At 38.0% G+C, this 24,381-nt stretch carries 19 protein-coding genes and 1 riboswitch; of the genes, 10 read left to right on the forward strand and 9 right to left on the reverse strand.

All coding sequences use genetic code 11. The features are described 5' to 3' along the window. The first annotated feature begins 17 nt into the window (after window positions 1-17). The 8 genes from BFL47_RS12470 to BFL47_RS12505 all read left to right on the forward strand — a co-directional run bounded on the left by BFL47_RS12470 (window position 18) and on the right by BFL47_RS12505 (window position 9,133). Window positions 18-530 (forward strand): DinB family protein, encoded by a 513-nt coding sequence (locus tag BFL47_RS12470; protein WP_069660129.1) that lies wholly within the window; start codon window positions 18-20, stop codon window positions 528-530. Window positions 531-562: 32 nt separating this feature from the next. Further along, entirely contained in the window at window positions 563-1,723 is a 1,161-nt protein-coding gene (locus BFL47_RS12475; protein WP_317042939.1) for an MBL fold metallo-hydrolase, read from the forward strand. A 110-nt stretch (window positions 1,724-1,833) separates the two neighbouring features. Beyond that, entirely contained in the window at window positions 1,834-3,831 is a 1,998-nt protein-coding gene (locus BFL47_RS12480) for a proton-conducting transporter transmembrane domain-containing protein (RefSeq protein ID WP_069660130.1), read from the forward strand. A 16-nt stretch (window positions 3,832-3,847) separates the two neighbouring features. Further along, window positions 3,848-4,762, forward strand: a complete 915-nt coding sequence (locus BFL47_RS12485) for a respiratory chain complex I subunit 1 family protein (protein WP_262482891.1) — start codon at window positions 3,848-3,850, stop codon at window positions 4,760-4,762. A gap of 13 nt (window positions 4,763-4,775) precedes the next feature. After that, window positions 4,776-5,405 carry a hypothetical protein gene (locus tag BFL47_RS12490; protein ID WP_069660132.1) on the forward strand — a complete coding sequence of 210 codons (630 nt, stop codon included), beginning with the start codon at window positions 4,776-4,778 and terminating at the stop codon, window positions 5,403-5,405. Window positions 5,406-5,412: 7 nt separating this feature from the next. Beyond that, complete coding sequence (locus BFL47_RS12495) at window positions 5,413-6,840, forward strand: proton-conducting transporter transmembrane domain-containing protein (RefSeq protein WP_069660133.1); 1,428 nt, start codon at window positions 5,413-5,415, stop codon at window positions 6,838-6,840. Window position 6,841: 1 nt separating this feature from the next. Further along, complete coding sequence (locus tag BFL47_RS12500; protein WP_069660134.1) at window positions 6,842-8,347, forward strand: hydrogenase large subunit; 1,506 nt, start codon at window positions 6,842-6,844, stop codon at window positions 8,345-8,347. Window positions 8,348-8,383: 36 nt separating this feature from the next. Beyond that, window positions 8,384-9,133: an NADH-quinone oxidoreductase subunit B family protein gene (locus BFL47_RS12505; protein ID WP_069660135.1), complete on the forward strand. Its 750-nt coding sequence runs from the start codon at window positions 8,384-8,386 to the stop codon at window positions 9,131-9,133. Between the two features lie 15 nt (window positions 9,134-9,148). Here the strand turns inward: BFL47_RS12505 and tenA are convergent, their stop codons facing one another. The 5 genes from tenA to BFL47_RS12530 form a co-directional block, all read right to left on the reverse strand. Beyond that, window positions 9,149-9,799: a thiaminase II gene (tenA, locus tag BFL47_RS12510; RefSeq protein ID WP_069660136.1), complete on the reverse strand. Its 651-nt coding sequence runs from the start codon at window positions 9,797-9,799 to the stop codon at window positions 9,149-9,151. Beyond that, a complete protein-coding gene (thiD, locus tag BFL47_RS12515) occupies window positions 9,786-10,622 on the reverse strand; it encodes a bifunctional hydroxymethylpyrimidine kinase/phosphomethylpyrimidine kinase (protein WP_069660137.1) in 837 nt (278 codons plus the stop codon). The genes tenA and thiD overlap by 14 nt, the downstream gene beginning before the upstream one ends. After that, on the reverse strand, window positions 10,619-11,254 hold the full coding sequence (gene thiE, locus BFL47_RS12520; RefSeq protein ID WP_069660138.1) for a thiamine phosphate synthase: 636 nt from the start codon (window positions 11,252-11,254) through the stop codon (window positions 10,619-10,621). The genes thiD and thiE overlap by 4 nt, the downstream gene beginning before the upstream one ends. Next, window positions 11,247-12,053: a hydroxyethylthiazole kinase gene (thiM, locus tag BFL47_RS12525; RefSeq protein ID WP_069660139.1), complete on the reverse strand. Its 807-nt coding sequence runs from the start codon at window positions 12,051-12,053 to the stop codon at window positions 11,247-11,249. The genes thiE and thiM overlap by 8 nt, the downstream gene beginning before the upstream one ends. Window positions 12,054-12,111: 58 nt before the next feature. Continuing rightward, a riboswitch (TPP riboswitch) is annotated at window positions 12,112-12,205 on the reverse strand. 68 nt (window positions 12,206-12,273) lie between these two features. Further along, entirely contained in the window at window positions 12,274-16,203 is a 3,930-nt protein-coding gene (locus BFL47_RS12530) for a response regulator (protein ID WP_069660140.1), read from the reverse strand. A 115-nt stretch (window positions 16,204-16,318) separates the two neighbouring features. On the opposite strand from BFL47_RS12530, the gene BFL47_RS12535 reads away from it, so the two are divergent. Continuing rightward, window positions 16,319-16,948, forward strand: coding sequence for a Crp/Fnr family transcriptional regulator (locus BFL47_RS12535; RefSeq protein ID WP_069660141.1), 630 nt, complete (start codon window positions 16,319-16,321; stop codon window positions 16,946-16,948). Between the two features lie 86 nt (window positions 16,949-17,034). On the opposite strand, the gene BFL47_RS12540 is transcribed toward BFL47_RS12535, so the two are convergent. Then, entirely contained in the window at window positions 17,035-17,658 is a 624-nt protein-coding gene (locus tag BFL47_RS12540; protein ID WP_069660142.1) for a 3-keto-disaccharide hydrolase, read from the reverse strand. Window positions 17,659-17,772: 114 nt separating this feature from the next. Between BFL47_RS12540 and BFL47_RS12545 the strand changes: the two genes are divergently transcribed. Further along, complete coding sequence (locus BFL47_RS12545) at window positions 17,773-19,680, forward strand: AAA domain-containing protein (protein WP_069660143.1); 1,908 nt, start codon at window positions 17,773-17,775, stop codon at window positions 19,678-19,680. A gap of 12 nt (window positions 19,681-19,692) precedes the next feature. On the opposite strand, the gene fabF is transcribed toward BFL47_RS12545, so the two are convergent. The 3 genes from fabF to phoU form a co-directional block, all read right to left on the reverse strand. Next, window positions 19,693-20,943: a beta-ketoacyl-ACP synthase II gene (gene fabF, locus BFL47_RS12550; protein ID WP_170827318.1), complete on the reverse strand. Its 1,251-nt coding sequence runs from the start codon at window positions 20,941-20,943 to the stop codon at window positions 19,693-19,695. A gap of 125 nt (window positions 20,944-21,068) precedes the next feature. Continuing rightward, window positions 21,069-23,507 carry a TonB-dependent receptor domain-containing protein gene (locus BFL47_RS12555; protein ID WP_069660144.1) on the reverse strand — a complete coding sequence of 813 codons (2,439 nt, stop codon included), beginning with the start codon at window positions 23,505-23,507 and terminating at the stop codon, window positions 21,069-21,071. Between the two features lie 209 nt (window positions 23,508-23,716). Continuing rightward, window positions 23,717-24,373: a phosphate signaling complex protein PhoU gene (gene phoU / locus BFL47_RS12560; protein WP_016196376.1), complete on the reverse strand. Its 657-nt coding sequence runs from the start codon at window positions 24,371-24,373 to the stop codon at window positions 23,717-23,719. Window positions 24,374-24,381: the final 8 nt, after the last annotated feature.

Consider the following 24,381-nt stretch of genomic DNA (forward strand, 5'->3'; position numbering starts at 1 on the left):
AGATAACAAATTATCACATGTCGCAATATTTGGAAGTTTGGCAAAGAGGTCCGTTGCCTGATATTAATCCCCTCTTACAGCCTATAGCACATGCGCTACTTCAGGCAAGAGAAGAAATTAACGTATATATGAATGATTTTCCTGTCGAACTGCTTTGGTCTTGTCCAGCTGGAATGGCATCTGTTGGCTTCCATTTACAGCATTTAAGTGGTGTGCTCGACCGGGTATTTACTTATGCTAAAGGGGAAGGTCTTTCAGAATCTCAATTTTCTCAGCTACATGAAGAAGGTAAAAATTCGGTTCATGGTTATGTAGTTAAAGAGTTGGTTAACAGATTTGAAAAGCAGGTATACCAAGCTTTAGAGCAACTAAAGGATACAGCCGAAAATACCTTAACTGAGTATCGTGGAATAGGTCGTGCCGGCCTACCTTCTACCGTAATAGGCTTATTAGTTCATGGTGCAGAACATTCCATGCGTCATGTTGGTCAACTCATGGTTACCGCTGCTGTGCTGAAAAATGGCAATTAAATAATAAATAGTATACTTTACTAATTTACCTGATGATCAAGACAGGATTCTTTGATCGTGGGGATTTATATATGCGAAAAAGATTAATAAAAATAATGGCGATTCTATTTACTACTGTGTTTCTGATAGCTTTTGCTGTCCTAATTTTTATGCGCCAACCTCAATTTGGTAAAAGTCCTTCAGGAAAACGTCTTGAACTTATGATGCAATCTCCAAACTACAGGGATGGGGCATTCCAAAACATTCATGATACTCCTCAACTTACTGAAGGTTATAGCATGACTAAAATATTATATCAGTTTCTATTTAAGAAAACAGAGCGATTGCGCTCACTGGATTCCTTGCCATCTGTGAAAACTAATTTGCTGAATCTTACCCACGATAAAGATGTATTGGTCTGGTTTGGTCATTCTTCGTATTTTATGCAGATTGCGAATAAACGGTTTCTGGTTGACCCGGTTTTTAGTGGAAGCATCTCACCTATACCGGGTAGTGGTAAAGCATTTAAGGGAGCAGATATTTATACGGTAGATGACCTGCCTGAAATTGACTACCTGTTTATCTCTCACGATCATTATGACCATATGGATTATGAAACTATAATCAAGTTAAGGTCTAAAGTAAAAAAAGTGATCTGTGGACTTGGTGTTGGAGCCCATTTTGAGCATTGGGGCTATTCAGCAGAAAATATAATTGAAAAGGACTGGGATCAACAGATTGATTTAGGTGATGGTTTTGTAGTCAACACAGCGTTCGGGCGTCATTTTTCAGGAAGAACATTTAAACGCAACGGTACTTTATGGATGTCTTATATTTTGAAAACACCTGACCTGAAAATATTCATAGGTGGAGATAGCGGGTATGATACACATTTTGCAGAAATCGGAAAGAAATATGGTCCCTTTGATCTGGCAATTTTAGAAAATGGGCAATATGGAGATGGTTGGAAATATATCCACATGACATCACGAGAAGTGCTTCAAGCGGGAAAAGATTTGAATGCCAAACGAGTTTTCCCTGTTCATTCCTCTAAATTTGTATTAGCTAATCATCCTTGGGACGAACCGCTAAAGGAAATAACCAAGCTTGCTCAATTGGAAGGCACTCCCCTGATTACACCGATGATAGGTGAAGTCGTATGTTTAATGGATGATAAACAGATATTTACTCAATGGTGGAAGGGGGTGAACTAGTGCTGTGTGCATGTTTTATAAAATCGTATCTTTGACTCGTAGAATATTTTAAATCTTAATCTAAGTATTTTACAATATACTTTTTCCAAAGTGCATTTTATTTACAATAAATGGATTCATTCTATTTAGTTTTTGGAACGATTATCCCGTCTTTGATAAGCCTGATTGCCATTCCATTATTACCCGAGAAAAACAAATCAACAGGAGCGTTTATCCTGGTTTTTTTAATAGCACTGATTTCTTCCATACCCGCCATACAGGTATTGTGCTTTCATCGCATTGTTGAAGCGGAACTTTTTTTTAATTATCCGATAGGGACTGTAGTCATGCGGATTGATCCTCTTTCTGCCTGGTTTATGCTGATAATCAATCTAACTTGTCTTTTCGGGTCGTTTTATGGGATCGGTTATATGAGTAGCTACAAGGGTCAAAAAAACAATCTAACGCTTCATTGGATCATGTACGTGATTTTGCACACGGCTTTACTTTGGGTTTGTATGGTTCAAAATGGCCTGGCCTTTTTAGTGGTTTGGGAAATAATGTCTATTTCCTGCCTGCTATTAGTCATTTTTGAACATCAAAAGTCGGAAACGCTTAGGGCTGGCTTGATCTATCTGGTACAAATGCATATGGGGGTTGCCCTGATGTCTGTTGGATTTATATGGGTTTATATCGCAGAAGGCTCATTTGACTTTGCTGCAATAGGTGCTTATTTTAGTCATAACAGCCCTATTTGGTTATTTCTGATTTTCTTTGTTGGCTTTGGCTTTAAAGCAGGATTTTTACCCCTGCATACCTGGCTGCCTCATGCGCATCCTGCCTCTCCTTCCCATGTTTCGGGTACCATGTCTGGAGTAATTGTGAAAATGGGTATTTACGGCATACTCAGGATAATCACTTATCTTGATTCCGAATGGTTGCGAATAGGCATAGCTATTCTGATTCTCTCCCTGCTTACCTCTTTTTATGGAATCTTAAATGCTGCAGTACATCGTGATTATAAGAAAATGCTTGCTTTTTGCACTATTGAAAATATAGGAATCATTGGGATGGGCATTGGACTGGGATTAATAGGTAAAGGCACTGGCAATGATTATTTATTTTATCTTGGCTTCAGTGCTGCATTATTGCATACCTTAAACCATTCGCTCTACAAAGCTCTTTTGTTTTTTACTGCAGGAAATATCTATCAGCAAACGCATACCCGCAATATGGAACATTTGGGTGGCTTAATAAAAGTAATGCCGGTAACTGCCATCGCATTTTTATGTGGTTCCTTAGCGATTGGAGGATTGCCTCCTTTTAATGGTTTCGTCTCCGAATTTCTTATTTATACCGGTTTACTGGATGGGTTGAAATCTCAGAACGTGGAATTGAATGTACTGATGATTTTAAGCATTGCCGTTCTAGCTATTGTGGGTGGCGTTTCTATGCTGACTTTTACAAAATCTTTTGGAACTATTTTTCTGGGATCTCCAAGGATGAAATTTGAACATCCTCCTAAGGAGGTGTCTGTTATTATGCAAATCCCACTTTGGATTATGATCGGAATTATGCTGCTGATTGGAATTTTCCCCAATTATATATTAACGGTTATCCAGCCGGTCGTACAGGTTTTTAATCCAGCATATCTTCCTTCTCCTGCCCTGGCTGTGTTAGATCCTACCTTAACGATGGTTGGCCGGATATCTTTCTTGTTGATTGCCATGGTTGCCTTGCTGTATTTTATTCGTTCACGCCGGACAAAAGCCAGTGAAGCTACGTATGGACCTACCTGGGGTTGTGCCTATATCGTACCTAACCCGCGCATGCAATACACCGGAAAGTCATTTACAAAAACACTTGCAAAAATGTTTTCTGTTTTTACAGCTGAAAAAAAGGAATATAGAGAACTGCAGGATACGGATGTTTTTCCTACTGAAACGCGCTATATATCGCATTATAATGAGTTTTTTGAGACGCGTATTATTGATCCGTTGGATAAACGTCTGCTTCGATTGATGAATTATTTCTCTTTTATCCATAATGGAAGAACCCAGATGTATATACTGTATGGACTCCTGTTTATCCTGGTATTCATTGCAGCCACGTTTTTGAATTTAATATAGTTTTACAGGTATGACCATGGGAATACTTATTTTTTTATTAATTTTAATGGTAAGCTGCTTTTTTGGCGGGATTGTCATCCGTACCAAAAGTGTTTTTGCCGGTCGTAAAGGTCCAGGCATCTTTCAACCACTTAAGGATGAATGGCGATTATTTCGTAAAGGTTCTATTTATAGTAATACCAGCAGTTTCATCTTTCAAATTGCCCCAACGATTTATTTTGTTTCCATACTTTTAGCGATAACGATGATCCCTCTAGGTAATCATGCGGGACTTATTTCTTTTAAAGGAGATTTTGTCTTTTTTGCTTATCTGCTGACGATTGGAAAATTCTTTAATATTATATCTGCTTTAGATACTGGAAATAGTTTAGAAGGTATGGGCGCCAGTAGGGAAGCTTTGTATTCCATGTTAGCTGAACCTGCATTCTTTATCCTGATGGCTTCATTTGCCTTGTTGACCGGCCATACTTCCTTTCAGGGGATTTTCGGCTCCTTGCATTTCTATACCTACATTTCTTATGCCGTGGGTTTCCTTGCAGCGTTTGTCTTTGTGATCATTGCATTAATTGAAAATAGCCGTATGCCGGTTGATGACCCTAAAACTCATCTGGAACTGACAATGGTACATGAGGTGATGATTCTGGATAACAGTGGTTTTGATTTAGGACTTCTGCTGCATGCTTCTAATTTGAAGTTTGCCATGTATGGCGCCATCATCTCAAACTTTTTTCTAACTCCAGGATCAGAGTTATACTACACCATTCCCATTTTTATATTAACTCAGGTTTTATTTGCGGTACTTGTTGGTTTTATTGAATCGTTTATGGCTAGGTTTAGAATGAACCATAATCCTCAATATATTTTTACACTTACCTCAGTTACCTTACTTATTTTTCTGGGAGTAATGCTCATGCTTGGGAGAATTGTTTAAAGAATAGAAGAAAATGACTAATATTATTTTAATCGCATTTATCATTACCTTGGTTCAACTGGGCTTGTCAAAGAGATTGAGTACCTACATCCGGGTATTAAGTATTCAGGGCATTCTTTTATTTGGTGTCGCCTTTATTGAACTGATTGAAATCAATGTTATTAACCTGTTATTTGTATTGCTTGAAACCGTTGTGTTTAAAACCCTCATGATCCCTTATTTTTTAAGTTACATCATTAAAAAAAATAAGATTACGCACGAGGCTGAGCCTTTTCTGCCCGACTTTATGTCGGTCGTCATTATCACGAGCATCATTATCGGATCATTTCTTTTAGCAAATACCATAGGCGATCCGCATGTTAGGAAGATCTTCTTCGTCACTGCTCTATCTGCATTGTTTACCGGGTTGTACTTCATTATCTCCCGTAAAAAGATTATTACCCATGTAATGGGTTTTCTTATCATTGAAAATGGGGTATTTGTTTTATCCCTGGCTGTTGGTGCTGAAATGCCATTCCTGGTGAACATTGGAATATTGCTCGATATTTTTGTGAGTGTGCTATTGTTAGGGGTTTTCGTAAATAAAATTGGTGACATGATTGGAGAGCAGGATGTGGACCAGTTAAGTAGTTTAAAAGATTAAAGGGACAATGATTGGAATCTATCTTATTGGTGCAGTATTCATTAGTTTGGCTTTGTTCTTTAACAAAAATAAGACGCTTCATTATTCCTTGGTTAGTTTGTATTTTCTTTTACAATGCACATTAACCATTTATGAATATGTTCATCTGAATGCGGTACAACTGGAGTACTTTACGCCGGATGCGTTGGGAATCATCTTCCTGGTTACGTTAAGTTTGATCTGCGGACCTGCTTTATGGCATAGTTATGTCTATTTTGAAACCGGAAAAGATATCCCCCGCGAGCGGAGTATTTACTTTGCAGCCATGGTTCTTTTGCTTACTGCATTAAGTGCCGCCTATTTGTCTAATCATATTGCCATTACCTGGATTTTTGTTGAACTTACTACATTAAGCTCTTCCGCGCTGATCTATCACCGAAGAAACCTGCATACCATAGAGGGGACATGGAAATATTTATTTGTTTGTACTATCAGTATTACGTTGGTTTTTATTGGAATCCTTTTCCTTACACTAGCTATTCAGCAAGATGGAATTAAAGATTTGAATTATAAGGTGTTATTAAGTCAGGCTCCAACCCTTAATGTTTTTTGGCTTAAGTTATCTTTCCTTTTCGTCTTTACCGGATTTACATCAAAAGCAAGTCTGGTGCCTATGTATACCGCAGGAATCGATGCAAAAGATAAGGCACCTTCACCTGCTGGCGCATTGTTTAGTAGTGTACTCATGAATATGGGATTTGTAGGAATCTTTCGTTTATATGAAATTATCAGTCACACTTCTATTTTACCCTGGACCAACCAAATTCTCCTCATTTCAGGGGTATTATCTGTTTTTGTAGCAACTGTTTACATGTTGAAGGTGAAGAATTTTAAACGGATGTTTGCTTATTCCAGCGTAGAGCATATGGGGCTGATTATGTTGGGACTGGCTGCTGGTGGCATCGGTTATTATGCAGCGATTCTACATCTGATATTACACTCCTTTACCAAATCTGCTATGTTTTTCCAAATAGGTCAGGTCTACCGGATTTATAAAAGTAAAAGCGTTTACGATGCCGGTGACTACTTTAGATACAATCCTACGGGATCTATGATCTTGTTATTAGGCTTTTTTGTGGTCACAGCCATGCCGCCTTCAGGGATGTTTGTAAGCGAATTTCTAATCTTTACTGCTCTGTTTCAGGCGAACCATTTTTGGTTACTGGCTATTATATTGTTACTGCTTACCATGATTATCTGGTCGCTGGGAAAAACTATTTTCAGGATGATTTTCATTAAACCTATTGGATTTAATGATACTGATGTTAAAAAAATCCCAGCAATAGAATCACTAAGTCAACTTGTTTTTCTTGGGTTTGTCATTTATATTGGGGTTAATACTCCTACTGTATTGATCAATCTTATTCATGTGGCTATTCAGAATTTACCAAAATAACATGGAAAATTTTATCACTTTAAAAAACAATCAAACCATTCCCCTGCAGGATATTCCAGTATTGGCATACCCTGAATTTCTGGAATTAAATATTTCATTTGTTAAGGAAGACGCTAATCATTGTGTGAATTATTATGGATTTCCTGTATTAGACACGATTAAATTAATATGCTGCATTGCTGATGATGTAAAACAAAAGATTTATGTATCCTCTTCGGTAATTAAAAAAGATAGACAGGAACCAATAACATCTTTTACTGCACGAAAACTTTGTTTTCATCTATTTGAACGTGAGCTTCATGAAAATTTTGCAATCCCCTATTACGATCATCCCTGGTTAAAACCTGTCAGATACCCTATTGACCGGCCTAATCAAGAAAATACAATAGCCAATTATCCCTTTTACCAAATCCATAGTGAAGAATTGCACGAAGTCGGTGTGGGGCCAATACATGCTGGGATCATTGAACCGGGACACTTTCGTTTTATTTGCAATGGAGAGCAGATTCTTCATCTTGAAATTCAGCTTGGGTATCAGCATCGTGGTATTGAAAACCTTTTTATAAGCAGTAAAAAAATACTGCAGCGTAATATATTAGCTGAATCGATAGCTGGTGATAATGTGGTTGGACATACCACTGCTTTTGTACAGCTCTGGGAAAGTCTTATTGGCTTTCGTCCCGATAATAAGTTGGTTTATGAAAGAACACTGGCCTTGGAACTGGAACGTTTAGCGATGCATACAGGCGATCTAAGCGCTGTTTGTACCGATATCGCTTATCAGTTAGGCGGTGCTGTTTTTGGTCGCTTACGTACCCCTATTATTAACTTCATGCAGCATTGGTGTGGAAATCGTTTATCTAAAGGTTTAATTCGTGTTGGAGAAAGTAATTTTCCCTTTACGATGGCCCTGGCGAATGAATTAACACAGGTTTTAGATGCTTATGAACCTGATTTTATGGAGATGTATAAAGAAATGAAAAGTCTTCCTACTGTGCTTGCACGTTTAGAAAAAACCGGTGTAATTACTCAAAAACAAGCGCATAGAGTTGGATTGGTAGGTATGGCTGCAAGGGCTTCCGGACTCTCTCGTGATTTGCGTAGCTCTCATCCCTTTGGTTTATATCCGGGAGTATTGCACGAGCCGGTAATTAAGAACCATGGCGATGTATCATCCCGCATTCAAATCCGTAAAGAAGAAATTATACAATCTATTATATATATTCGGGAGTGGTTGAAAAACATTCCTGAACAAGAAAAGCAACCCACGGTATTGCCAATGCCTACAGCAAATACCTTTACTATTTCATTGGTTGAAGGCTGGCGTGGTGAAATCTGTCATTGTGCTGTTACGGATCTTAATGGTGACATTTTGCATTATAAGATTAAAGACCCCTCATTTCATAACTGGCTTGCGATAGCGTTATCCGTAAGGAATAATGAAATCTCTGATTTTCCGATTTGTAATAAAAGCTTTAATTTAAGTTACAGCGGACATGATTTATAATATGATGCAGCGGAATCAAATTTAATTGAACTGATTATGATTGATCATTTAAAAATATTACTCCATCAGGGTAAACAATATATTCCGGATGTAACCAAGGCGATCATCTCGGATACATTTCGTGGGCGTCCGGTCATTTCTAATCTGCAGGTCGATGAGCAGCAATTGATAGATCTGTGTCCTACGGGAGCTATTAGCAATATGCCATTCAGTATAGATTTAGGAAAATGTATTTTTTGTGGGCAGTGCGCATTTGCCTGTCCCGAGAAAATCAAGTTCAGTAATGATTATAAAATGGCTACTAATGATCGGAATGGGCTTATCATAAAAGAAGGTGAAGATCAACCCATACTAATTCATGCGGATTTAATCCGTAAGGAAATTTCTACTTATTTTAAAGGGTCCTTAAAATTAAGGCAGGTATGTGCAGGGGGCGATAATAGTTGCGAACTGGAGTTAAATGCAGCATCAAATGTGAATTTTGATATGAGTCGCTTTGGTATTGAGTTTGTAGCATCACCCAGACATGCGGATGGAATTGTGATTACTGGTCCGGTAACTAAAAATATGGCTGCTTCTCTTAAGCTATGTTATGAGGCAATACCTGAGCCTAAAATTATTATTTTGGCCGGAACGGATGCAATAAGCGGTGGTATGTTTACTTATAGTGACGCTATTAACCGAAGTTTTTTAGACCTCTATCCTATTGATTTATACATTCCCGGTAATCCGGTTCATCCGCTTTCCTTTATCAATGGCTTGTTAGAACTCATCAGAAAACGATAGAACCTTCTCTTTCTTTTATTTCCATTTTTCTAGTAAATATGCACTATCCCAAAAGTTATATTCCAACTTGCAGGCGGTCAAAAAAACTTCAGTCATAGTTTCTTGTTGCTCAACAGTACTGCTCGCCGCTGCTGTATCACAAATTAAAATTGCCTTTTCAACCAGTAAACCGAATTCATCGCCTGCATAGGTATCAATCCAGTTTTGGTATTGGTTGTCGTTTTTGGTTTGATTTGAAAGGATATAATCACCTATTTTTTTATACACCCAAAAGCAAGGCAGTACAGCAGCAATCCCTACCGAAGACTGCGACATATAAACGGTACTCTGCAAAAAGTGTACATAATGATGGCAGGTAGGCGACATACTAATCTGCCCCTTTACCTCATATTGTTTAAAGTAGGAATCATGCAAAGATCTTTCCACCGCAATAGCTCCTTCAGCAAAGCGAATAAAATCAAGCATGGTGTTTACATCCTCTGCTTTTGCGGCAATTATGGATAAGGCTCTTGCAAAGTACTCCAGGTAACGGGAATCCTGTTCAATATAAAATTTAAACTTTTTAGGATCCAGTGTACCGTTCTGTAGCTCTTCAATAAAAGGCATAGCGATGATTTTTTCATATATAGGGTTTGCCCTTTCCCAGGCTTTTTCAGACCAGTTCATGTAGTGTTAGTTTATATGGATTATAAAAATGGTTTAATGGGCCATGTCCCTTGCCTGTAATTACGTCCTTACCGTGCAAAATGGCGTTATGTACATAATCCTGAGCCAGCGTAATGGCATCCGTTAGCGCAATGCCTTCAGCCAAATAGCAAGCGATGGCTGATGATAGTGTACATCCAGAACCATGTGTGTTATTAGAATCTATTTTATCCGACATGTAAACTCCTATCTCGACATTAGGTCTGAATAACATGGAACTAAGCTGAGCTGATTGCAGGTGTCCGCCTTTCAATAACAAGGCATTACACCCCATTCTCATAATTTCAGAACCGGCCTCATACATCTGTTCAAGGGTTTCAATGCGTAAAGCAGTTAGTAAGGAGGCTTCGTCCAGATTTGGGGTAATCAAAGTAGCAAGAGGAAATAGCTTTTTAATGATCGACTGAATGGTATCTTCTTCAATTAGCCTGTCGCCACTGCTGGCTACCATAACAGGGTCAAATACGACAGGGATTCCAGGGTATTGTTGTAAGATCTCCGCAATTACATCTACGAGTGCTGTCGTATGTACCATACCTATTTTTATGGCATCCGGTAATATATCTTCCATGACGGCTTGTATTTGAGATTGCACAAATGCAGGAGGAATAGCATGGATTGCCCTGACACCACAGGTGTTTTGTGCGGTTAAGGCGGTTAGAGCCGACATGCCATAGCAGCCTAAAGCGGAAAAGGTTTTTAGATCAGCCTGAATGCCTGCACCTCCCCCGCTATCCGAACCTGCAATGGTTAATACGGTGGTGTATTTATACTTTTTAGTCATATTGCTTTTTCAATTTGATTTCTTATTTCTGCTGCGGCTTGCTCCGGATTTTCTGCTCCGCAAATGGCTGATACTACCGCAAGGCAATCTGCACCTGCACGCATCACATCATAAGCATTTTTTGCATGTATATTTCCAATAGCAACCAAAGGTTTGTTAGTAAGGCTTCTGATCTTCGAGATGCCATGCAGTCCCCATGCTGTCACAGTATCAGTCTTAGTTTGGGTATTGAACACAGGGCTGATGCCCAAGTAATCTGTATATTGGATTTGCGAATTGAACAATTGTTCCTCATACTCGATCGAGTACCCCAATAGGAAACCATCGTGCCATTGCTTTTTTATTTCAGCAGGCAGCATATCTGAATTTCCAACATGGATACCGGAAGCACAGCAGGAAAGTGCAACAGCCAAATTGTCATTAACAATCAAAGGAACCCCATACTGATCGAGCATTTCTTTTAAACGCGAGGTGACGGATTGAAATGCAGCAAAGTCCTTGTGTTTTTCCCTAATCTGAACTAAATCAACCCCACCTTTAACAGCCATTTCAGTTACTGATACCAAATCTCTTCCCCTGCATGCATCCTCAGACACAACCAGGTACAATCGGCTTGAAAAACGATCAATCATTTTGAACTTCAATTTTGAGGTAGTTATGAAACTCCTGCTCTGTTATGTTGTATAATTTATCCAATAAGTTCATCTGTAAGCTACCGGGACCATTGGAGTTTTTCTGTGCAATTTCTCCTGCAATACTCAGTAAACACATGGCCGAAGCTGTGGCATGAAAAGGATCGCTGGGATCATTGCCTATGAAAGCAGCAATTAGCGCAGTGGCTGTGCAGCCTAATCCTGTCACCTGTTGCATCATAGGATGCCCGTTTTGTATGAATACTTTTTGTTTTCCTGAAATGATTACATCAACAGCCCCTGATACGCAGATAATACTACCCGTGCTGCTATTCAGCCACTGTGCCGCTTCAATTGCTTCCTCACTTTGATAGACACTATCAACACCTTTTGTCTGAAGCCGACTGACTTTGGCAATGGCCATAATTTCTGAGGCATTGCCTCTTATCACAGTTGGTTTATAGTTGATGAGACTGGTTACAGTTTGGTCTCTTAATAGCGTTGCACCGGCACCTACAGGGTCAAGGATCCATGGTTTATGAAGTTCAATTGCTTTTTTAGCAGCAAGATCCATGCTCTTGCACCAATATTCATCCAGTGTTCCGATGTTAATAACCACTGCATTTGAAATAGTCACCATCTCCTCTATCTCAGGATGCGCATGTGCCATGATTGGAGAGGCACCAATAGCAAGCAAAGCGTTAGCGGTATTGTTCATCACCACATAATTGGTGATATTATGTACTAAAGGAGCATTTTTTCTGACACATAGGATGGATTCCCAAAGCGATTTTTCCATATTTTAAATTAATTTAATAAAATAGGGCTAAAGAGTCTCTGGAGCAGAGCTGTATTAAGTGTATTGCTACGCTTTTCCCTTCGACGGTATAAACCGCATCAGGTTCAAAGGGACTATCTCAATTCTATATCAGAATACCCCTAAAGCCGTTATAAAGATAATAATTTAGAAATTAAGTTGGTTTTATAAACAAGAAATAATATCAACCTGGCTAGCATACCTATTTATTGTGATAGAATTGATTAACCAGTTTTAAAACTATTTTAATCTCATTCTGCGCTTTGGTTACCAGTATCTGTAAATCAGGCAAGGAAAAGGTATCCAAATACTCAAACTCATTTCCTATTTTCGAGAGTGCATTTAATCCAGTTGATGCTGCCGTTCCATAAAGTTTATGCCCTGCTTCATTAATGCCTTGTAGATCTTTTGTATTTATACATTTCTCCAACACTTGTATTGAAACGATCAGTTCTTCCTTAACCAGGGAAAGTACTTCTTTTAAAATCTCTTCATCGTCGCCAACATAGCTAATGAGTTTATTGATGTTAAAATGTAAAGCTTCATCAATGTCTTCTTCTAGCTTAGGCTCATTACCTTTCTGATGGTTTTTTTTTAACCACTTATTAAATACAGCAATAAGCATCTCTTCCACAATGGGCTTTACAACAAAATCGTCCATGCCAACCGCCAGACATTTCTCCTTTTCTCCTTTAACATTTCCTGCAGTTAAAGCAATAATTGGTGTATACATCTCATTTTTGATTAGTCTGATTGCTTTTGTTGCTTCATAACCATTCATTTCAGGCATTTGTACATCCATTAGAATCAGATCCGGGGTATTTCGCTTAAAAATATTCAAGGCTTCTACTCCATTCTTAGCCTCAGTAATAATAGCATTTGGCGCAAATTTATGAATGATAGTTCGTGCGAGAAGCATATTTACCATATTGTCCTCCGCAATTAAAACATTGAAATAGTTTTCTGATATCTCAGTTAACTGTTCCTCAACAGGAGTTATTTCGATTTCTTTTTTATGGAGACGTGACAATGCATTATATATGTCCTGCATTTTGACCGGCTTTACCAGGCGGTGACTAATTTGTAACTCTTCACAAGCTTTAATAATCTTCCCATCATCTGATGAACTATGCAAAAGGATCACTGATTGCTCAGTAGGAGAAGTATAAAAACTTTCACGAATTTTTTTGATGGTTTCCAATCCATCCATAAATGGCATATGATAATCCATTAAAATTACATCATACTGAATCCCTTTTGACAAAAGTTGCAAGGCTTCAAATCCATTCTTGACTTCAGTCGTGCGGATGTTCTTCAATAATAACATTTGACTGATGATCAAACGGTTATTGTCATTGTCATCAACAACCAATACTTGTTTTATCCGGTCGATGTTTCCCCAGTTTATGGCATCACCTTGTTCAGATTTAAAACTGACATCAAAATAAAATATACTCCCCTTCCCTGGCGAGCTTTTTAATTGAAGTCTACTATTCATTAAACCTAATAATTTGTTGGATATAGTTAACCCAAGTCCTGTACCTCCATATTTTTTTGTAGTAGATCCATCCTCTTGAGAAAATGCTTCGAATATTTTATTTTGCTTTTCAGGTTGAATACCAATACCTGTATCCCGTACTTCAAACCTTATCATGGTCTGATTTGCCTGTGTGGATAAGGGTTCTATTTTCAATTCAATTTCACCTTTTTCAGTAAACTTGGAAGCATTACCTAAAAGATTAATCAGGATCTGCTTTAACCGCATGGTGTCGGCATAAATAAAACGAGGCAAATCAGGTGAAATATTAAGCAACATTTCTAAACCTTTTTTTTGCACCTGATAAGAAATAATATCAGTAGCCTGACAGCTCATTTCATATAAGTCGCATTTTTCAACATCCAGTTCCAGTTTACCGGCCTCTATTTTAGAGAAATCCAGAATGTCATTGATGATACTTAATAAGCCATTTGCAGATTGATTCACAATAGACAAATATTGCTGTTGGGTTTCATTCAACTTAGTCTTCAGCACTAAGTCAGTAAAACCGATCACTCCATTTAGAGGAGTTCGGATTTCATGGCTCATGTTAGCCAAAAATTCAGACTTGGCTACACTTGCTTGCTCTGCCAATAGCTTGGCAACTTTAAGTTCTTCCCTTTGCCTGATGATTGATGTTATATTTTGGGTAAATATCATCATGCCACCAATTTGGCCATCATATTGATACCATGGCCTCATTTCCCAGGTGATATATTGATTTTCCGCTGAGCCAACAAGCGAAATGGTATCTTCTTCCTTTTTTTCTATTGCCCCATTTAATACACGTTTATGTCTTTCTCTTCTTTCATCAGTCATATCCACCACTAAGTCATAATGAGAGGTGCCAATAATATTTTGGCCAACCGCATTTGCATCTTCCAGCCAACGGTTACTTACTGCGATATAGCACATATTATTGTCCAACATGGCTACCGCAGCGGGTGCATGTTCCACAAATGCGGATAACCTCAACCTTTCAGTCATTAAATCAAGCTCAATAAGTTTGCTATTATTAATATCCTGAAAAGTGCCATAAATTCTTTTGCAGGTATCCTTTTCCATTTCGGCATTACCCAAAGCTCTGACCCATAATTCCTTCCCCTGCACAGTAATGATCTGAAGTTCAAGATCCCATGATTTTCCCTCTTTTATAGCTTCATTTACAGCTTTTGTTATTTTATCCCTGCTCTTTCCTTCCTTATAGAAATTGATACCACTAACCAGATCAGGCACATAACTGGGGTCAGCACCGTGTATTTCCCGCGTTACTGAGGTCCATGATATCTTTTGACTTGGAAAACTCAGGTCCCAGCCGCCTACACGAGCCACTTTATTGGTTTGTTCCAGCATTTCCTTAGTAAGCCGTAAATCCTCTTCGAGGTAATGTCTTTCGGTGATATCGACTGCATTGCCAATAACGTAACTCTCTCCATCAAGGTTTTCTTCCAGTATGTTATTGTACATCCAAATCCTAATGGAGCTGTCTTTATGCTGAGTAACCATTTGTCCCTTCGAGCTCCCTTCTTTTTCTATTTCAGCTAGATAGTTTTGCAGAAATGCATGACGTGATAGGGGGATAATATCAAATAAACTTCTTTTTAAGATCTCCTCCTGTGTATAACCTAATATGGTAGCTCCTGCACTATTAACGGATAAAAAGTTACCTTTCAGGTCATGTGTACACATAAAACCCTGAGAGTTTTCAAAAAAGGAAGTCGCCTTTTTTTCACTCTGAACCAGCGCTAACTCTTTCGATCTTTCTAAAGTTATGTCGCGTGCAATTGCAAATAGATTGCCGGTTAAAGGCTCCGGACTCACTGTCCATTGCAAAATTTTATAATCGTTTTCTGTGGTTATAAAACGATGAGTAAAATCGATGGTCTGATGTCCATTTGTTAATCTTTGTATTTCTTGTTGCGTATTTTCACGATCATCATGATGTATAAGATCAAAAAAAGAGGAGTCTAATAATAGATTGGCATTCCAACCCAATACTTTTTCAAATGCAGGATTAACTTTCTTAAAAAAACCGTCCTTGCCTGTAATACAAATTAAATCGTTAGAAAGCTGGAACAGGCTTTGGAAATTTTTAAGTTCCGCTTTTTGTCGTCTTTCCACAATGAGCGTGATGACCCCTTGTGCCAGTAATTGCATCGATCTTTTTTGTGTATCAGTCAGTTTCCTGGGTTCATCGTCTATAACACATAAGGTACCCAGAGCATAACCATTCGGGTCGATTAAAGGCTGACCAGCATAAAAACGAATGTTTGGATAGCCAGTAACGAAATCATTTTCTTTGAACCGCTCATCCCTTGTGGCATCTTCGATCTCAAACAACCCAATATTCATAATCGCATGCTGGCAAAAAGCAAGATCCCTGGGTATTTCAGTAACATCCAGACCTTCCTTTGATTTAAACCATAATCGTTTTTTATCGATTAATGAAATTAATGAAATCGGTACATCGCAGATTAAAGAGGCCAACTCTGTTACCCTGTCAAATTCTACTTCTTTTAATGAATCAAGAATATCATAATTCCAGAGTGCATTGATTCTTTCTTTTTCATTATGGGGAACTGGGTGTTTTTTCATGAAGGGAGATCATGTTATTTGTACGAATATATTAACATTATGGTTTAAAAAACATTCGGAGAACATTTAACTTTATATTTGCCTTCCTCCTTTGAAGGGGAAATAGCCGTTTTACATGGAAAAGATAACTAATTTCGATTCAGTATTCGAACCCGCCTTAATACAGGAAATACATCAATATGGAGAGTTAAAACACTTCAAAGAGGGCGATGTAGTGATGGATTACGGTAAATATATCCGTATGATGCCCATCGTAATCAAAGGGACCCTTAAAGTACTTCGGAAAGATGATACAGGTAAAGAAATACTGTTGTATTACTTATCGAGTAATGAAAGCTGTTCCATGGCTTATAGTTGTTGTTTAGAGGCTAAAAAAAGTGAAGTGAAGGCAATTGTAGAGGAAGATGCGGATATCATAGCTATTCCTCATGCTAAACTGGATGAATGGCTGTGCAAATATCCCAGCTGGAAAAACTACATTATGCGGAGTTTTAATGAGCGTTTTTTAGAATTGCTAAAATCTATTGAGAGTATTGCTTTCCATAAATTGGATGAGCGTCTTATTGCTTATCTGAAGGAAAAACAACGTCTTTCAGGTTCAAACTTAATTAAAGCTTCTCATTATTTGATTGCCGATGAATTGGCGACCTCAAGGGTAGTGGTATCACGCCTGTTAAAGCAATTAGAAAATGATGGGAAAATACTTTTATACCGCAATGAAATTAAACTCCTTCAGGAGTTTTAATTTCATTAAAGCCTCCTTTATCATCCTATCAAGCCTCGTTATTGAAATTTAAAATGGAGTTTTTAAGTTAAAATACATGCTAATCATCATAGTTTCCTGATGATCAATCTTCTGAAATCGATAGGTGAACCTTCGTATTGCAATAAGATCCTTCCTGAAAGAGAAGAAGATGCTATTCCTTCGTTTACTAATTTTCCATTGAGATACTGGGAACATTTCCCTTTATATGATTTTATTACCAGTTGATTCCATTCACCCACTACCCGATCATTTTCGAATAAGCGGGGTATCACTATACTTTTACCGGGTAGGTTACGTTGGCCCCTGACTTCTAGCGTTACACTGTCCAATAAAACAAAATCGCCTGTTGCCCCTTCCTTGATCTGATACTGAATACCTGCTGGCCAAAGTTTATCAGCTCTAACAGGAACCTGATACATCACTCCGCTATTCTTCTTCCCTTTCCCGCGTTGGTACTTTGGTTCCGTGTTCCATTTATAATCAAGTGTCAGCTCAAAATTGGAGTATGATTGCTTAGACATCAGATACCCGGGTCTTTCACCATTCATCCGGATCATACTATCAGTTACATTAAAAATAGTGGAGGCATCCTCATGCTTCTCTCCTTCCACATAGGCATACCAGCCATCAAGTGTTGTGCCATTAAATAGTTTAGATTGTCGTACCGTGTTGCTGCATGAAGAAGCCAATATTATAATAAAGGCTGAAAAAATTAATTTTTTTATTTAGGAATTAATATGGACGCAAATTAAGGTTATTTTAACGATTTTCTTCATTGACTCTTGAACCTATTACCTTTATATATGGATTATTTTAAGAAGCTATTGTCTCTATTAAAAGTAGAACGTGAGGAAGACCGAATATCTTACAGCAAATTAACAGAATCCAGTTCAGTTGCCGAACGAAGGACTGCCGGTATCACCTGGTATCCCATTGCAATCAGAGGTACAGAACCTGGTCGGGGCGATTATTTAACGGTTGAGATTGAGCGTACCACACATCAGGATCTTGCTCATCAGTTTCGCTTTGGTGCGTCAATCGCTCTTTTCTCCAACCATGATATTAAAAATGATCAACTGGAAGGAACTGTTTCTCATCAAAATGGTAATAATCTAAAAATTACACTGTTCGCTGACGAATTACCTGATTGGTGTCGTGATGGAAAACTTGGCATTGATCTGCTTTTTGATGATAATAGTTATGAAGAAATGAAAAATGCCCTTAAATCAGCTTCCATGCTCATGTGGGAAGCAGAAAAAGGGCCATTAATACAGATCTTAACCGGGAGTAAGACTCCTTCCTTTTATAATGAGGCCCCTTATCTCCATCCAACAGGTTTAAATATCTCGCAACAAGAAGCAGTGTTAAAAATTACTACAGCCCAGGATTTAGCTATTGTTCATGGGCCACCGGGAACAGGTAAAACTACAACCTTGGTACAGGCTATAAAGGCGATGATCGGATTGGATAAAAAGCAAATCCTGGTAGTAGCTCCAAGCAATACGGCGGTAGATTTACTCAGTGAAAAACTAACCTCTGAGGGATTAAATGTACTAAGGATAGGTAATCCGGCAAGAGTATCAGACAAGTTGATGTCTTTGACTTTAGACAGTAAAATGGCGGAGCATACCTTAATGAAGGAGCTGAAGAAGCTTAAAAAGCAGGCAGCTGAATACAAAAACATGGCTCATAAGTACAAGCGTAACTTTGGTAAAGCCGAATCCGATCAGCGGAAAGCGCTTTTTGACGAGGCTCATAAGATCATGAAAGAGGTAGGCAAAATGGAGCAGTACATTATTGATGCGCTGGTGTCTTCTGCCCAGGTAATTACGGCTACATTGGTTGGGTCGAATCATTATACTATCCGGGATGTAAAGTTTCATACCGTGGTTATTGATGAAGCTGGACAAGCTTTAGAACCTGCCTGCTGGATTCCTATATTAAAAGCACAAAAAGTTATTTTAGCTGGTGATCATTTTCAGTTATCTCCCACCATTAAATCCCGGGAAGCTGCCAAAGAAGGCTTGAGTATGACTTTACTTGAAAAAAATGTAGCGTATCATCCAGATGCGGTGGTGTTATTAGAGGAGCAATACCGGATGAATAATGCCATTATGAATTACTCCTCGCAAGTGTTTTATCAAAATAAATTAAAAGCACATGTTTCCGTAGCAGATCATTTGTTATTTCAGGGAGACAAACCATTCACTTTTATTGATACTGCAGGCTGTGGTTTTGATGAGAAGCTTCAAGGTACAAGTTCTTCTAATCCTGAAGAAGCGGCCTTTTTATTTAGACATTTAGAGAAGCTCATTTCTGATTTGAATACGAAGTATACGATGGAGAACTTTCCTACAATTGCCGTTGTTTCTCCATACAAGGAACAAATCAGGTTACTAAACGAACAGCTGGTTCATTCCCCTGCAATGCAATTGGGTCTTGGTAAAATTTCTGTGAATACGATTGATAGTTTTCAGGGCCAGGAACGCGATATCGTTTATATCAGTATGACCAGAAGTAACAACGAAGGTGAAATCGGCTTTCTTTCTGATATCCGGCGTATGAATGTTGCCATGACAAGGGCACGTAAAAAACTCGTTATTATAGGTGACAGTGCTACTTTGGCCCGATTGCCTTTCTACGCTAATCTAATTACTTATGCCGGGCAGATCAATGGATATCAGAGTGCATGGGAATTTGTTCAGGATTAAACGATTAATTATTTATGCCATTTTTTTAAAAACTACAATTCCATTATGACCGCCAAAACCAAATGTATTACTCATGGCTACATCAATATTTTTTTCTAAAGCATGATCTTTAACAATGTGGAAATCAGGAGATATGGCAGGATCAAGCGTGACTAAATTTATTGTTGGAGGAATGATTGAATTACGTATACTCAAAACACTTGCAATAGCTTCAATTGCACCGGCCGCACCTAATAAATGACCCGTCATGGATTTAGTAGCACTAATATGTAAATGGTCTGTTTTACCATTAAAAAGCTTGGTCAGCGCTTTAAATTCACTAATATCACCTACCGGGGTAGAAGTAGCATGTGCATTTACGTAATCAACAGATTCGGGAGCAATACCAGAATCTTCTAATGCAAAACGCATGGCCATAAAGGCACCTTCACCTTCAGGATGAGTTGCCGTCATATGAAAAGCATCTGCGGTCATTGCTGCACCTGCGACTTCTGCATAAATAAATGCATTTCTGGCTTTTGCATGTTCGTATTCCTCTAATATCAATGCTCCTGCACCTTCTCCCATTAAAAATCCGTCTCTATCAATGTCGAAAGGCCGGCAGGCAGTCTCAGGGTTTTCATTATGCACGGTCATTGCTTTCAAAGCACAAAATCCTCCAATAGATGCTTCAGTAATGGGTGCTTCGGATCCACCTGTTATAATCACCTTGGCCTTTCCCCAGCGGATATAATTTAATGCATCCATAATGGCTGTGTTGGAAGTGGAACAGGCAGAAACAGTCGTGTAATTGATGCCCATCAAGCCGTATTTAATCGAAATTAATCCGGCCGCCATATTAGAAATTAGTTTGGGTACAAAAAAAGGACTAAATCGTGGAACAAAGTTATTTGCTGCATACTCCTTCACCTGCTCTTCAAATGTAAGCATTCCACCCTGACCTGATCCCCATATCACACCTGTATCATAAGGATTCATGCTGGAAAAATCTAATCCTGATTCTGCAACTGCCTGCTCTACAGCTCCAAGGGCGTATTGAGTAAAAGGATCTGTTCTTTTGATTTCGGATTTATCCATATATACAGTTGGATCGAAATTTTTCAGTTCACATGCTATTTGCGTCCTGAAAGCACTTGGATCGAATTTAGTAATGCGTCCAGCGCCACTTTTACCTTCAATGAGACTATTCCAAAAAGTTTTGACATCATTTCCAAGCGGAGTAATTGCGCCCATTCCTGTTATAACAACTCGTTTTATCTGCATACCTGTATTTATACCTCTGTGTTCGAAAGAAGGAGCAAATATACATAGACCCTATTAACATTTGCAAGGAATTGGTTAGAATGAATAGGCCCGGATGGGTTTGTCGTTCCAAATTTAGGTACTGATTAAGGGAGGCTATTCCGGTTCGTACTCGTATCATCATTAGTAATGCCCCTTTGGTTTTTCTTTATACTACTTTTTAATTTACCAAACTTATAGTTAACCCGCACATTAAATCTTCTGTAAAAGACATCATAATAGTTACTCTGACTGAAATAATTTGAGGCACTGTAAAAGTCTATTTTTATAAATTTCCTAAAAGGGTTACTGGTTGATATAGAGATAGTAGCTTTTTTTTTCAATAAGCTTTTTGTCCCGCTTAATGAAGTATAAATAAAATAATTGTCTCTACCCTGAAGCATAACGTATCTGCTATCAAAGCCCAAATCGAATCCCATGCTATATCCTTTACCAAATTTATAGCTTGAGTTTCCAAATATATTTCCTTGGAATCCATTGTTAGTATACAATTGGCCATCCGAGCTTCCTGTTAACCAAATATGTAAAAGCATGGCATTTACATTCATGCTTAACTTTTTTGTTACAGGGTAGTTGGCGTTTACTAAGACACCCAATCCTCTGTTTTTCCCAACGTTCAAGTAGGTAGATGATAAAACGGTATCCGCGTTGATACCAATTACATTCTCAACTGTATTATTTGCAAATGAATAGGTTAAGCCAAAGGTTACGGTTCCTTTAGAAAAGTTGCTATAATTCAATTCAAGCGAATGGCTGATAACCGGGCTTAAATCCGGATTGCCTGAACTAATGAACTTTGGATTTGATTTATCAACAAATGGATTCAATTGCCATATTCCGGGACGCTGAATTCTTTCTGTATAACCCGCATTGAAACTGTTTTTTTTATTCATTTTATATTGCAAGGAAATGGAAGGAATAAAGTCGGTATAACTTTGATCGGCATATCTTTCCACGGAAGTGACATCTGATTTTACTTCCGTACGCTCCAAGCGTAAACCAGCTTTGGCAACCCATTTTTTTAGATTAAATTGATAGGAGTTGTAAATACTATACACATTTTGCTGATAGTTAAATCTGTTGGTTTGAGCCGCATCGGTAATGTATTGACCATTTGTACTTAAACGATCATTTTGAAAGTCACTATAGTTATCCCTTAATATCGCCTTCACCCCCATTTCAATATTTATCTTTTTCAGGGGATGTACATAGTCCATTTGAATGGTCTGCTCATTAGTTCCCGAATTATTATATTGCCGGTAATCCGGATGGTTGTAATTGATTTGTTCGGCATACGCTCCCTCTATATTTTGCTTGCCTCCTGATGAATTGTATTTATACGATACAGTTAGCAGGCGATCCTTATTTGTTTTAAAGCCAAGTTGATAATTTACTCCCAGATCTGTCGAGTGGTTATCATTATTCGTCTGATTTACTAAACGGAATAACTGATTTAAAGAATGATCTTCATTTAGCTGTGTAGACAGCTGATTATCGTTTTGATCATTACTGCCTTCCGAATGTTCAATAGTACCTGTTAATAAATTCAGACTGTCTATTTCAAAACTTAATTCCGCACTTCCATACGTATTTTTATTGTCTGCTGTTCTTAATCCATCCTGCGTTAAAATCGATGAAACAGGATTACCGGTAGTATTTGTAGAACCAGTACCTGCAGTTTGCTTCCCTTGAACACTGTTGCCCATGTAGCCGGAAAACCCAAACTTCCCTTGCTTGACTGTACCATTCAGGTTAACTCCCGGGCCATTTACCGTATTATACCGAACACTCACATTTCCATTATAACCCTGATCAGCCGCTTTTTTAGTTATTATATTTATGATGCCGGATAAACCTTCAGCATCATATTTAGCTGGAGGAATGGTGATTACTTCAATTTTTACAATGTTACTGGCAGGCATTGATTTAAAAACATCCGATGGATTTTTAGCCACCATAGCAGATGTCTTTCCATTAATCAGTATTCTGTAGTTGCCACTTCCCTTTAACTTAATATTATCCATACCGTCTACAGAAATCAGTGGAACCTTTCTTAACATATCAAGCGCATTAAGCGCTTCTTTTTCAGGATCAGAAGCCACATCATAACTTATCCGGTCTACTTCCTGTCGTACTAAGGGTTTTGAAACATTGACCATCACTTCGTTTAGTTGACTGGAAGAAGGTGATAAATAAACTAATCCTAAATTTAATAGGGGTGTTTTGGTAGCAGGAATAGTCGCAATAGATATTATTTTTGTTTTGAAACCTACACAGGATATGGATACGGAAAAGGATTTAATTGGAAGCTGACTGATTAGAAAAGTACCATCCTCTTTTGTTAATACATTTTTTAAAGGTTTCAGTTTTTTATCTTCAAATAATGAAATTGTGGCATATTTAAGCGGAATATTTTTACTTGAATCAACTACACTTCCTTTAATTGTACCTGCATATTGTTGAATTTGTGAAAAGGTACTTTGCAATGAAAAGTAACAAATAATTAAAAATAATAGTTTGTTCATAATAGAGCCCAGGTAGTTTACTGCTTGCTTTTCTAGAAAAAAAGAGGGTGCTCTTATTTTTGAAAAGAAACGTGGGCACTAAAATAATTGTAATTGGTCAATTATTAGGTACTATTTCTGATTTATATCATGTTAAACCGGGAAACCAATAAATAAGTGCTCATAAAAGTAATTTAAAGGGGTTTTTAAATATAAACTTTAGATAAAAATTATTTTCTATGCTTTAAAACCTTAGCTTCCATGTAAAAAATTATTTCTTCCGCTATATTCTTACTTTGATCTCCTACTCGCTCCAGCTTACGTATTATAGAATGAACGTTTAAAGCTTGTTCCATTTTGGTGGGATATTTACTTATAAATGCGACTATATTATCATTGACGTCTCCATTAATGTCATCAAGGACCTCATCTTTTTTGAAGATACTTCTGGCTAGTTTGGTGTCTTCTCTTTCAAAGGAAAGAAGTACATCCCGCACGATATTATGCGCACCTTGATACATTTCAAGAAACTCAGTAGATTTTAATAATTCTGCATCAAAGGGCTCCTTTTCACTGATGATATATTTGGCAATACTCTCCGCTATATCACCAATCCGCTCCAGGTTATTATTGATTTTTAAAGTCGCCAATACAAATCTTAAATCAATGGCTACCGGACTATACAGGGCAATTATGTTCTCACAATCCCTGTCAATTTTAAGTTCCATGGAATTGACCCTTTTTTCATTCGCCACAACTTCCCTGGAGAAGTCCTTATCAAATGTTTTAAGGGAGTGATATGCTTTTTCCAGTTGGCTAATAACAAGTTCCCACATTTCTGTGGTATCTTTTTTTAATGACTTAAGTTCGGATTCTAAATGTGTCATGATGTAAT

It is taken from the genome of Arcticibacter eurypsychrophilus (assembly GCF_001730525.1).
GTDB lineage: Bacteria > Bacteroidota > Bacteroidia > Sphingobacteriales > Sphingobacteriaceae > Arcticibacter > Arcticibacter eurypsychrophilus.